Source organism: Petrachloros mirabilis, from assembly GCF_975968855.1.
Map to the genome: position 1 here is coordinate 1 of NZ_CDLUDY010000081.1, position 11,924 is coordinate 11,924.

Sequence of the window (11,924 nt, forward strand, 5' to 3'; positions counted from 1 at the left end):
GCTCCGGTCCTGCTGCGTAAATCCCGCGGGTACTTTCTGATGGACGTGCTCTCTGAAGTCCTCAACGCTGTCAAACTCGACGGTGCCGTGTTCTTTAACGGCGAGTTTTCTGCGCCGTGGTGCATGCGAGAACCCGACGCCTGCACCATGGCGTCCTATCTGGCCGCTCCTTCGAAGCATGTGATCATTTTTCATCTCCTTACCGAAGGGCGTGGCCATGCACGCATTGAACAGAACAGTCGCCCTATCTCTCTCATGGCAGGAGACATCGTCATGTTCCCGCACGGGGACGCGCACTTGATGGGGAACGGCCCATCCGTGCCGCCAATCGATAGCGCGAAGCAACTGCAGGAATTTCTTGCGGAAGGACGGGTGCTTTCCCGTTTCGGCGGAGGCGGCGAATTGACCAAACTGATCTGCGGCTACTTGACCTGCGATCGACAACTGAGCCAGGTGTTCCTAGCGGGACTGCCCCCGTTTGTCAGGATCAACATTCGTGACACGCCATCGGGCCGATGGTTGGAAGACACGCTCCGGTATTCGGTCGATCATGCCGAGGCATCTAGTCCAGGAGGCGCTGCCGTCCTCGCAAAGTTATCGGAAGTCCTGTTCGTAGAAACACTACGGCGGTACATCGCACAGCTGCCGCCGGCTCAGACCGGCTGGCTGGCCGGCGTCCGCGACCCGGACGTGGGAAAAGCCTTGGCGTTCCTCCATCGGGAACCGGCTCGCCCCTGGACCATCGCTTTGCTTTCCAGTGAAGTCGGTCTGTCCCGCTCCGTGCTCGCCGAGCGGTTCCGGCACTATCTTTCGGATACGCCCATTGGGTATCTCACGCGCTGGAGACTGCAGCTCGCCGCACAACTCCTGAATTCGACGTCCAAGAGTGTAGCCGAAGTGGCCGGGGAGGTCGGCTACGAGTCCGAACCCTCCTTTAACCGCGCATTCAAACGTGAATTTCATATGCCGCCTGCCAGATTTCGCCTGCACTCAAAAACAGGAAGAACCGGCCTCCCCCGCCCTACATCGGCGAACAGTTGCAGGTGACACAAAGAACAGCGCGATGTCCCTTAGCGAAGGATGACGTGACGCTTGCCGGAGAAAATGAGCAGAAGATTTTGGCGGTCATGGGATTAGGGATCTTCCGTCACCTCTTTCTTGACAGGGTTCCAAGCGGCTCGTATGCTGCCATTGCATGTTGTGCCTCCTTAAGTACTGTGCTTTGCAGGAGGGACACCTCGATGCACTTCCCGGGTTTTCCAAACAGGTTACTGCACGTTTCGTTAGTTGCCGCCACGCTTGTGCTCACGGCCTTCCCGTTTGCCGTCTCACAGGTCCGCGCAGCGGAGTCGTTCGTAATGGTCGCGACCTATGACGGCGTGATCAATCCTGTCGCTGCCGAATATCTGCACGATGCGCTGGCCTCCGCGGAGGACAGCGGTGCTGACGCTCTCATCATCAGCCTCAATACACCCGGCGGCCTTGATACGTCCATGCGGCTCATAATTAAAGACATCATCGGCGCAAATATACCGGTTATCGTCTATGTTTCCCCATCAAGCGGACGGGCGGCATCCGCAGGGGTCTTTATCACCATGGCGGCACATGTAGCCGCCATGGCTCCCGGAACGAACATCGGCGCGGCACATCCCGTGGCAATGGGTGGAGCCGAAATGGATAAGACGATGAAGGAGAAGGTCGAAAACGACTCGGTGGCCTACATCAAATCGATTGCCGAACAAAGGGGACGGAATGTCAAATGGGCGGAGGACGCGGTCAGGAAGAGCGTGTCAGTCACGGAACGAGAAGCGGTCAATCTCAATGTGGTCGATCTCGTTGCCGACAGTGTGCCGGCGCTGCTCAAACAGTTGGATGGCCGATCGATCACGCTTCAATCCGGATCGACCGTGCTTCACACGACAGGCATGATAGTGCGCGCGTTCCCGATGAGCCTTCGCCTCGAATTGCTGAAGACGCTCAGCGACCCGAATATCGCCTATCTGCTCATGACGATCGGCACTATCGGCATCATCGCGGAGCTCTATAATCCTGGTGCGATCCTGCCCGGTGTCGTCGGGGCCATCAGTTTGATCCTGGCATTCTATTCGTTTCAGTCACTCCCGGTGAATTACGCCGGCGTCCTCTTGTTCGTGCTCGGCATCATCTTCTTTATCTTGGAGGCCACGGTCACCAGTTACGGAGTGCTGGCGATCGGCGGGGTTGCGTCGATGATCTTAGGCTCCCTCATGCTGATCAAGACGGATGTAGAATTTCTACAAATCTCGTGGTCCGTCATCGTTCCCGTCGTCGTGGTGGTAGCCGCATTCTCGCTGTTCATCGTCGGAATGGGGGTGAAAGCCTTGAGACGACGCCCGGTGACAGGCCAGGAGGAAATGGTCGGCCTGGTTGGAATCGTGAAAACGGCGCTGACTCCGCACGGACAGATCTCGGTCCATGGCGAACTCTGGGATGCCGTCAGCGCCGAGCCTCTGCAGCCAGGCGAAGAAGCGGAGATCATCAGCGTAAAAGGCTTACGATTGCACGTTAAACCAGTACCTCAACAGAAAGAGGCCTGATTATGTTGTTCAGCCCATTCGCATTGGTGATTCTCGCCGTCCTCTTAATCCTCATGGGATTCAACGTGCTGCGGGAATACGAACGGGCCGTGGTCTTCCGGTGGGGCCGGCTGGCGCGCGGGCTCGTCGGTGGCAACGGCCCTGGCGTAGTCATCATCATCCCCTTCATCGACAAAATGATCCGTGTAAGCATGAGAACCATCACGATGGACGTGCCGCCACAAGACGTCATCACAAAGGATAACGTCAGCGTCAAGGTGAACGCCGTCATCTATTTCAGAGTGGTGGACCAGGTGAAGGCCATCGTTCAGGTGGAGGATTATCTGTACGCGACCTCCATGATGGCACAAACGACGTTGCGCAGCGTGCTCGGACAGAGCCAGCTCGATGACCTGCTGGCAAAACGCGATGAGATCAACTCCGAACTCCAACGCATCATCGATCTACAGACGGAACCGTGGGGGATCAAAGTGACGGCGGTGGAAGTGAAGAATGTGGATTTGCCGCAAGAGATGCAGCGCGCGATTGCCGCCCAGGCTGAAGCAGAGCGCGAACGCCGCGCGAAGGTCATCCATGCACAAGGTGAGTTTGAAGCCTCGCAGCGGCTGGCCGATGCGGCTGAAGTCATCAGCCGGAATCCGGCCGCGTTACAGTTGCGCTACCTGCAAACACTGGTTGAGATCTCCGCAGAAAAAAATTCCACCACGATTTTCCCGATACCGATCGATACGATCGCGCCGTTCTTGCAGAACTGGAGCAAGCAGAATGAGCCGTGACGCCTGTCCTGCGACGTAGCGATTCGACGGGGCATCTGGACAACCGACCCGTGTTTGACAGAGATCGGCTGATGAAGAAACGTATCTCGACCGGAGATGAATCTTTCCGATGGACTAATCCTTTTCAAGTATTAAAACAGACGGGTTCTCTATCAGACCAACCCAGCTCATCCTCTACCAATGAACCTAACGAGATCCCCCGGCCCTCCCGGAAAAACCGGGGACGCGTGGACATCCTCCGCCAGACGGCTCACCGAGGCGGGAAGACCGTGACCGTCATCAAGGGATTCGTCGGAATCAGTCAAGACGAGAAGGAATCGCTGGCAAAGGAGATGCAGAAGGCCTGTGGTGCAGGAGGAACCGTCAAGGAAGGCCGCATCGAGATCCAGGGTGACCAACGGACCACCGTCATGCGCATTTTAACAACGGCCGGCTTCCGGCCCATATTAGCCGGCGGATGATCGGGACCTACCCGATTGCGACGTGCCGTCGATAATCTCCCTGTAATAGCTTTCGATCATTGCGCTACGGACCGGATCGACGATGATGAGCTGGCGCTGGTCGAAGGTGTTTGCACAATAGAGATACCGGCCTTCCAGCGCTTGCCCAAGTTCGACGTGCATTTGACGGCCGTCAGGTTCCGCCCTTGTCGTTTCGGTCAGAACGACTCGACCATGGAGCCCTTCCCAAACCCGCTGTGCTGAAGGGTGATGATTCTCGTACCAGGGTTCATCAGCGCGAGATGGACGTATCGTGATAACTGATGGATCGAAAGGCTCCGCTTCATCCGGTTCCGGCGCTTCATCCCATTCGAAACTCCTTCGCCCGTTTTTCTCCAACACATAGAAAGGTCCATCGTCCGACACTTCCTCGACCTGTTGATAACGGATCGGCTCCGGCCGTTCGATCAGTGAAAGGCCACGTGAAGCCAATGCCCGTTGAAATGGGACACGCCTCGCCAGTTGCCTCGTCTTTTCGAATACGACCATGCGACCCTGAGGGGCGAGTGCCTCGGTCAGCCGATCAAGACCCAACCCTATGCCGGTGCGAGTTTCGAACCCTCGCTGCTGGTACTCATTATGATTCCGCTCGAAAGTCTCCCAGCTTCGGCTGGGGATACCGGGATCCTGCTCCGCCTGCACCAGGGCATGGGTCGAGATAATCAAATCAAATGTTCCTGGCACTTCCTCCTGCAAAACATCGAGCCATTCAAACCGAACATTCTTCAGGCCAAGCGTAGCGGCCTGCGCCCTCGCCCGCTCGATCGAGCCGCGAGACCGATCGAGGCCGATGAAGGTGCGGTCAGGATATTGCGACGCATAATAGGTCGTAAGTATCCCGGCACCGCAGCCGAAATCGAGAACCGTGCGTGCAGGATCTATTCTAGCCGTGATACGCGAGCCGACCTCAACGTAATACTCGTACCGCTGACTGTAGAGGACGGGAAGCACACGCGAAGAGGCCGTTGCGTCGTAAAACGCCATTTCGTCTGCTGAAGACCCATTCCGCTTGCGTTCGATGAGATGATGCAGATCCGTCAATTCGGAGGGAGAGAGGCACTGCCGCTGCCATTCGAAATAGTGCTTGTCGGAGGTGAACCGCTTGAGCCCCCACCTTGCGAGATGGTCATGCAATGCCGTCGCAGATGGTGCGTGGTGCATCAATGGTACGGCATCCCGTGGGTCTTGTCCGCTGGCCATTCACCATCTATTCCTTGTCACTCGTCGCATGTTGCTTCTCACGGCCGTTTCAGCATGATGGCATCAAAGTACGCCTCGGGCACCGGGTGAGGAAGCCGCAATTGGCCGATCCCGAAGCCCACGTACTTCTCGCACGTCAGTTGATTGAGTCCAATGGGCCCCTTGGCATGGAGACGAGCACTACTGAGGCCGATGTCGGCACCGAAACCATAACTATCTCCTGCATTCAACCTTGACGAGGCATTGACGAAGACGGCACCGGCATCCACTTCTCGAGTGAAACGCATCGCACCCGTATAATTCGTCGTCGCAATGACCGCCGTCAGGCACGGTCCATTGTCCGCAATATGTGCAAGTGCCTCGTCCATATTCGCCACCATTTTGACGGCCAATACCCGCCCCTGAAATTGGGTACGCCAGTCCTCTTCAACTGCTGGCTTGATCGAGGTATGACCGGACATTGCCATCTGTCCCATGAGCGCCACCGTCTTCGGACAGCCGCGGACTTCGATTTTGAATTCGTCGAGGAGTCGAGTGATCACTGGTGGCAGGAACTGCCTTCCGATGACCTGTTGCACAAGCAGTGTGTCCAAAGCATTGGCCGCACCGGCTGATTGAGCTTTTGAATTGATCGCGATATTCTGCGCCATCGGCAAATCAGTGTCGGCATCGACATACAGTGCGGTGAGTCCGCCATCGTGACAAAGCACCGGCATACGGGCACCGTCGACAACGGCTTTTCGAAGGCCGGGGCCGCCACGGGGAATGATTGCATCGAGCGCTTTCCCTGATCGGATCATCTCGATAGCAACATCTTTTTCCGGACGTTCCACGATGACCCAGGCACCGGAGGTCACTCCCTGTTCTTCAGCCGCTTCACGTAACCCTTTTCCAATGGCCTGATGTGTCAGACTCCATTCCGGGGCTCCGCGAAATACACTCAAATTGCCGGATTTAAGGCAAAGTGCTATCGACTCAATCGTGATGAGCGGTTTCATTTCTGAAATGATCCCTATAACTCCGATGGGTACCCTGACCCGACTGACCTGCAACCCATCCGGTCGCTCCCAACGACCCGTCACTTCACCAACGGGATCAGGCTGATCGGCAATGATACGGAGGCGTTCGGCCATCTCCTTGATATCATCTTTTGTCAGGCGGACACGAGCTACCGCGGCCTTCAAGTGGTCCTTATTGGGCTCGCTCTCGAAAGCTTTCCCTAGAGCATCAACATCCTTGCCATTAGCCTTCAGGATCGCTTCTTCATCGGCGAGCAGTCGATCAGCCATCGCCCTGATAGCTTTGTCCTTGACCGGGCCTGAAAGTAATGCAACACGCGGAACGTTCTTTCTACAATCTTTCAACAGCTTATCAATATAGAGCTTAACCGGAACTTCAGGCATCGAGAACCCCCGTTTAGGCGTTACATGTGAAATCTGCGACGTACAAAAGACTAAAGACTATAGCATGCGATTTTTCTGACAGTAAACAGGGATGCCCGCTCTTCAATGAGCCAGACGAGTCGTCTTTTTTTGGAATCGCTAAGTTTCGTTTGCTATCCCCTTCAGCGAGATTGACCGAAAGCAAATACAAGCGCTCTGCTAGACGTGATCCCAAATGTGTGCAGGGCTTGTGGCGCCAGCCACAACTTGCATAGAATGCTTCAATTAGAGGTGAAAATATGACTTCCGAAGACGCGCGAGCCCACTACAATTATTTGATGACGCTCTGCATCAGGCGGGAGGAGGCCTTCGGCCCGATGGCGCTCGCCTTCATACGGGAACCGAATTTCGGTCAGCTTGGCCTTTCCCCAGAAGAGCAATTCAACCTTTACATGGCAACAGCGGAAGCGTTTACTGCGGAACCCAAGCGCTACCCGCACAAACTCGAGTGTCTCCAGAAAGCCAACGAACTCCTCAGCAAGACCAGCTATTGGCAACCGGGACTGGCCCGGCACCTATTAGAACAAATTCGTAAAACAACGGCCGAGTTGGAGATCTATAACGAGGCCATGCGTGTGCCCAAGACCCATGACATCGCCAGGCAGCGGATGATCGTGGAAACAGACGTACCGGAGTATTTTTTGGACATCGCCCAGAAGCGCGCCGCTTCCTACTATCAAACTAAATATCGGCTGGGCAAAGAAGCTAAGACCGCACAGCATTTCGGCAGCACACCGAAGAATTTCGAACCGGACAATCCGGCGGTACACAAGGAATTCCCGGGAGCTTGCCCGCCATTCCTCGCCGCGCGGACAAATGCATTCCATATGATGCTCCCCTTCGACCTGAAGATCAGCCGCACTCCCGACGACCCGCTGGAGGCTGGTGTGAGGATCTTCTATGCCAAGCTCGGTTATTCCTATCCGCTACGCTATGAAATGGGGAAGCTCTGCAGTTACCAGGACGGCCGAATCCTGGAAATTCCGCTCGACGACCCGCATCTGCTCTTCGTGTCCGCATCACGAGTTAAAGATACAGAATTCACAAACCCTCCGGGCAACAGTTCCTCCGACGTTCCTCCGGAGTTCCTCTATCCCTTAGCCATCCTGGAGCATACGGGGTCGCTCGGACCTTTCATTCAGGTCAGCTGTAACTTCAAAGTCTGGTTCGACGCGGCGGTGATCTCGCTGCTTGTGCAAGGGGCACCAGACCTTGCCGAGCATGGCTTACAGGGCGGAATGGGCATGATGACGAGAACTTATGCATCGGATAAAGTCCAGGCCTATGTGGAATCGTTCAGAGAACCTTGGCAAGAGGGCTTGAGCTACAACTTCGTCAATCTCCATCTCCAACTGCTGGAAGGCCGTACCGAGGCAATGGTGCCCTACAATACTCCGATTTTTTCCGTCTATCCTGTCTTGAACAGGCAGAATTTTAAGTTTGAGGATCGCAGCGCATTTTCCTCTGCGCCCTCTATACAACGATGATCGACCTCCGCAGTGACACAGTTACGAAGCCGACCAACGGCATGCGCAAGGCGATGGCCAGCGCTGAAGTCGGCGACGATGTCTACGGTGAAGATCCGACGGTCAACAGGCTCCAGGAAATGGCAGCGGGATTGCTCGGAAAGAAGAGTGCGCTCTTCGTTCCATCCGGCACCATGGCAAACCAGCTGGCGATCAGAACCCAAGCCCTACCAGGCCAGGAAGTAATCGTCGAAAGCAAGGCGCACATCGTCCGCTATGAACAGGGAGCAGCAGGCGCACTCGCCGGAGTGCAGCTGCACTGGGTATTGGGAAACCGCGGGATCATGGGACCAGAACAGATTGAAGCAGCGATCAGGCCCAAGGATGCGCACAGTATTCAGACCGCACTTATTTGTCTGGAGAATACCCACAACAGCGGTGGAGGTACAATCTATCCGTTGGCCACGATCGAACGTATTCGAGCCGTGGCCACCACCTACGGTATCCCTATGCACTTGGACGGGGCACGACTCTTCAACGCCGTCGCAGCCACTACCCTGCCCCCGGCTTCATATGCCCAACACTTCGAAACCGTCTCAATGTGCCTCTCCAAAGGGTTGGGAGCACCGGCAGGGTCGTTGCTGGTGACCAACGATTTAGGGTTGATCGAGAGAGCCAAACGGTTTCGCCGCATGTACGGAGGCGCCATGAGGCAGGCCGGTATTCTAGCCGCCGCCGGAATTTATGCGCTCGATCATCACGTAGCGCGGCTCAAGGACGACCACGACAACGCCAAACGTTTGGCGAGAAAACTCCAACAGATTCCTATGATCAAGATTGATCCTCAGTACGTAGACACCAACATCGTCATCTTCGATGTGGTCGGTCACCGCTTGTCTCCTTCTGCCTTAGTAACAGAGTTGAAGGAGAAAGGCCTACTCATCAACGCCATCGGCGGCAACAGTTTCCGTGCGGTCACTCACCTGAACGTGTCGACCGCTGCGATCGACAGAGCTTTCGATATTTTTTCAGATCTTCTGCGATAATGCCTCGCGTGTATTTGACAGCCTCTCCCCTCAAATCTAGAATGCAGAAGAGTGAGTTGAACCTATGATGTCGGATGCTGTGTCATTCGCGCAGATCAGCCGAATTCTCGAGCTTACCGACTCGCTGGGAATCAACCGTGAGTGGGTTGAAATCCCCTTGTCTGCCGGACGCCCGGGAGTGGTGAATCGTCTCGGGAACGGCAAGCTTGAAATCATTGTAGATGCCGATCAACCTTTTGAGGACTGGCTGCGGTCGCTTCCACAGCTGATTCAGACCGCAAAGGGAACACGATTATGAACACTGACGGAACCGATACGCTACCCTCTAAGGAAGAGTTGCAAGCCGAACTGCTTCCTGTTCCAGAACTGCCTGAACAACCTGAACCACCGAATGAACCGGCGTATGAAGAAATCATCAGCGTCGCGTTGAAACATGTCCGTGGCAGACGAGGCGGGGACATCGTCAGCGTCCTCCTCGTCGGCTCCGGCGCGCGGCGCGCCGTGACCGCCCATAGCGACGTCGATCTGGTGGTGTTAGTCAAAGGGCAGGCGGACAGCCATGAAATTGTCCGCGTCGCAGACCGGATGGCTGATATTCGCTATTGGGGTCATAAGGAAACAGAAGACGAGCTGGCCTATTCACCCCGCCTCCCGTCTCTTCTTCGTAAAGCCCGTATTCTGCACGATCATGACGGCATCGGAGCAAAATTAATCGAGCGCGCTAATCATCGGTTCCGACAGGGCCCGCCGCCGGCAAATATGAATGAGCAGATCAGATTGAAGGCCCAGTGCTTCCACTGGCTGGGAAAAGCCCAGGATCTTGCGGACAAACCGGCGACTGCCCAGTACTTGCTGTCCATTTTCTTCGAAGATGTCGTCCACGCATTTTTCCGGCTGCGGGGGCTCTGGGTGACAGCACCGGTTGATATTCCTCGTTTTGTCGCGTCCCGCGACGCGGCGATCGGGGAACTTGCCCATAACTTTCTTGTCGCACAGACACTGCCCGAACGGCTTAATTTCGGAAGGGATATGGCGAATCTCTTGTTCAAGGACGTTCCAAATCCGGCCCGCATCGATTGAGCAACTCGGTCATCCCGAGAGGCAATAAGACGGGCCGCTCGTGCCAGACCTGTGCTCGGTATTCCTCATTTCTTCTCTGCATCGTTCCGATCTAGCCGTAGCAAAGGAGATTCTATGGAACTGGGATTTATCGGTCTTGGCAAAATGGGGATGAATATGGTGACTCGCTTGCAGCACGCGGGGCACCGGGTCGTGGCATTTGACCGGTCCACAGAAGCGGTGGCACAAGCCGTCTCAATCGGTTGCCAAGGAGCTTCGTCTCTGGCGGACCTCGTGCACAAGCTTCCATCTCCTCGTACGATCTGGATCATGGTCCCATCCGGCCAACCCACCGAGGAAACCGTTCAGGCTGTCTCAACATTGTTACAATCAGGAGATACCATCATCGATGGCGGCAACACGCGATTCCATGACGACGTCAGACGTGCACAGGAATTGCTCCCGAAAGGACTGCACTACATCGACGCTGGAACGAGCGGAGGTATCTGGGGACTCCGAAACGGATATTGCCTGATGATCGGTGGTGACAAAGACCCTGTCGCCAGACTGGCTCCAATTTTCGACTCGCTTGCCCCTCCAAACGGCTGGGCCCATGTCGGCGCCGTCGGTGCAGGCCATTACGTCAAAATGGTTCATAATGGAATCGAGTACAGCATGATGCAGGGCTATGCAGAAGGATTCGAATTGATGTCGAAAAGCGAGTACCGTCTTGATCTTGGCCGCATTGCCAATCTCTGGATGCAAGGCAGCGTCATTCGTTCTTGGCTGCTGGAACTGGCAGCCAGCGCATTGAAAGACGACCCTCGCCTTGAAAAGCTGAAGGGCTACGTACAGGATTCAGGGGAGGGCCGCTGGATGTTGGCCGATGCCATCGACAAGGACGTACCGGTTCCTACGTTGACGAGCGCGTTGTTCACCAGATTCCGCTCAAGACAGGCGGAGTCTTTCGCTGAAAAGATGCTGGCGGCCTTGCGTAATGCCTTTGGCGGCCACGCGATAAAGCGATAGGATAGCCTTATGCCTCCGATTGAACGGATAGACATCAAGCCGGCACAAGAAACTCTCTCGCCGATAGATCCTTGCACCGTTGTGATTTTCGGAGGATCGGGTGATCTGGCACGACGACGGTTGATTCCTGCCCTCTATAACCTGCTGCTGGACGGTCTACTACCGACTCAATTTGCGGTCCTGGGTCTCGGACGGAAAAAAATGACGGATGGAGAATTCCGAAACACGGTCCGCGAAGGTGTGCTGGCCCATTCTCGCCAATCGTTGATAGACGACCGCTGGAATGATTTTGCAAACCACTTGTTCTATCTGTCAGGTGAAAACGACGACCCAAACACCTATAGTTCTTTGAAAGCACGGGCAGAGGAGATCGAAAAACAACTCGGCCTTCCGGGGAACCGCATTTTCTACCTCAGTATCCCTCCCAGTTCTTTTACCGCCGTGTGTGAAGGGTTAGACCAGGCTGGGCTAGCCGTCCGCACGACCAAGCCTTACGCAAGAATTATCGTAGAGAAGCCGGTCGGGCGTGATCTTACCTCTGCGAAGCAAATCAATACGGTGACGGGACGTGTTTTTGATGAATCACAGATTTTCAGAATCGACCATTATTTAGGGAAAGAGACCGTTCAGAATTTGATGGTTGTCCGTTTCGCCAACAGCATTTTCGAACCTATCTGGAATCACAAATACATTGATCATGTCCAGATCACAGTTAGTGAAGCGGAAGGTGTAGGGACCCGAGCCGCCTATTACGAAGAGGCCGGAGCGTTGCGCGACATGGTGCAGAATCACCTGCTCCAGCTTCTAAGCCTTGTGGCGATGGAACCGCC

Annotated in this window: 11 protein-coding genes and 1 pseudogene; 10 read left to right on the forward strand and 2 right to left on the reverse strand. The window is 55.4% G+C overall.

From position 1 onward, the window contains the following. From ACWVCN_RS03445 to ACWVCN_RS03460, 4 genes are all read left to right on the forward strand, one after another. On the forward strand, positions 1 to 1,047 hold a 1,047-nt coding region (locus ACWVCN_RS03445), incomplete at its 5' end, for a cupin domain-containing protein (RefSeq protein ID WP_455244116.1). 194 nt (positions 1,048 to 1,241) lie between these two features. Next, on the forward strand, positions 1,242 to 2,576 hold the full coding sequence (locus tag ACWVCN_RS03450; protein ID WP_455244117.1) for an NfeD family protein: 1,335 nt from the start codon (positions 1,242 to 1,244) through the stop codon (positions 2,574 to 2,576). 2 nt (positions 2,577 to 2,578) lie between these two features. Next, complete coding sequence (locus tag ACWVCN_RS03455; RefSeq protein WP_455244118.1) at positions 2,579 to 3,352, forward strand: slipin family protein; 774 nt, start codon at positions 2,579 to 2,581, stop codon at positions 3,350 to 3,352. Between the two features lie 227 nt (positions 3,353 to 3,579). Further along, positions 3,580 to 3,813, forward strand: coding sequence for a hypothetical protein (locus tag ACWVCN_RS03460; RefSeq protein WP_455244119.1), 234 nt, complete (start codon positions 3,580 to 3,582; stop codon positions 3,811 to 3,813). Here ACWVCN_RS03460 and ACWVCN_RS03465 read toward each other — a convergent pair. Together ACWVCN_RS03465 and ACWVCN_RS03470 are read right to left on the reverse strand one after the other, a co-directional pair. Then, positions 3,799 to 5,052 carry a class I SAM-dependent methyltransferase gene (locus ACWVCN_RS03465; RefSeq protein WP_455244120.1) on the reverse strand — a complete coding sequence of 418 codons (1,254 nt, stop codon included), beginning with the start codon at positions 5,050 to 5,052 and terminating at the stop codon, positions 3,799 to 3,801. The genes ACWVCN_RS03460 and ACWVCN_RS03465 overlap by 15 nt on opposite strands. A 38-nt stretch (positions 5,053 to 5,090) precedes the next feature. Continuing rightward, complete coding sequence (locus tag ACWVCN_RS03470; RefSeq protein ID WP_455244121.1) at positions 5,091 to 6,455, reverse strand: glutamate-5-semialdehyde dehydrogenase; 1,365 nt, start codon at positions 6,453 to 6,455, stop codon at positions 5,091 to 5,093. A gap of 278 nt (positions 6,456 to 6,733) precedes the next feature. Here ACWVCN_RS03470 and ACWVCN_RS03475 point away from each other — a divergent pair, with 278 nt between their 5' ends. From ACWVCN_RS03475 to ACWVCN_RS03500, 6 genes and pseudogenes are all read left to right on the forward strand, one after another. After that, entirely contained in the window at positions 6,734 to 7,981 is a 1,248-nt protein-coding gene (locus ACWVCN_RS03475; RefSeq protein WP_455244122.1) for a hypothetical protein, read from the forward strand. Beyond that, positions 7,978 to 9,006: a threonine aldolase family protein gene (locus ACWVCN_RS03480; protein ID WP_455244123.1), complete on the forward strand. Its 1,029-nt coding sequence runs from the start codon at positions 7,978 to 7,980 to the stop codon at positions 9,004 to 9,006. Before ACWVCN_RS03475 ends, ACWVCN_RS03480 begins: the two co-directional genes overlap by 4 nt. A gap of 64 nt (positions 9,007 to 9,070) precedes the next feature. Further along, a complete protein-coding gene (locus ACWVCN_RS03485) occupies positions 9,071 to 9,304 on the forward strand; it encodes a hypothetical protein (protein ID WP_455244124.1) in 234 nt (77 codons plus the stop codon). Then, complete coding sequence (locus ACWVCN_RS03490; protein ID WP_455244125.1) at positions 9,301 to 10,086, forward strand: hypothetical protein; 786 nt, start codon at positions 9,301 to 9,303, stop codon at positions 10,084 to 10,086. The genes ACWVCN_RS03485 and ACWVCN_RS03490 overlap by 4 nt, the downstream gene beginning before the upstream one ends. Positions 10,087 to 10,200: 114 nt before the next feature. After that, positions 10,201 to 11,094: a phosphogluconate dehydrogenase (NAD(+)-dependent, decarboxylating) gene (gene gnd, locus ACWVCN_RS03495; RefSeq protein WP_455244126.1), complete on the forward strand. Its 894-nt coding sequence runs from the start codon at positions 10,201 to 10,203 to the stop codon at positions 11,092 to 11,094. Between the two features lie 9 nt (positions 11,095 to 11,103). Continuing rightward, positions 11,104 to 11,924 (forward strand): annotated as a pseudogene (locus ACWVCN_RS03500) (glucose-6-phosphate dehydrogenase); the annotation flags it as partial.

Bases quoted from the DNA above. Each gene is read 5' to 3' on its own strand.
- ACWVCN_RS03450 (WP_455244117.1), top strand. From the start codon at position 1,242: ATGCACTTCCCGGGTTTTCCAAACAGGTTACTGCACGTTTCGTTAGTT.
- ACWVCN_RS03455 (WP_455244118.1), top strand. From the start codon at position 2,579: ATGTTGTTCAGCCCATTCGCATTGGTGATTCTCGCCGTCCTCTTAATC.
- ACWVCN_RS03465 (WP_455244120.1), bottom strand. From the start codon at position 5,052: ATGGCCAGCGGACAAGACCCACGGGATGCCGTACCATTGATGCACCAC.
- ACWVCN_RS03470 (WP_455244121.1), bottom strand. From the start codon at position 6,455: ATGCCTGAAGTTCCGGTTAAGCTCTATATTGATAAGCTGTTGAAAGAT.
- ACWVCN_RS03475 (WP_455244122.1), top strand. From the start codon at position 6,734: ATGACTTCCGAAGACGCGCGAGCCCACTACAATTATTTGATGACGCTC.
- ACWVCN_RS03480 (WP_455244123.1), top strand. From the start codon at position 7,978: ATGATCGACCTCCGCAGTGACACAGTTACGAAGCCGACCAACGGCATG.
- ACWVCN_RS03485 (WP_455244124.1), top strand. From the start codon at position 9,071: ATGATGTCGGATGCTGTGTCATTCGCGCAGATCAGCCGAATTCTCGAG.
- ACWVCN_RS03490 (WP_455244125.1), top strand. From the start codon at position 9,301: ATGAACACTGACGGAACCGATACGCTACCCTCTAAGGAAGAGTTGCAA.
- gnd (WP_455244126.1), top strand. From the start codon at position 10,201: ATGGAACTGGGATTTATCGGTCTTGGCAAAATGGGGATGAATATGGTG.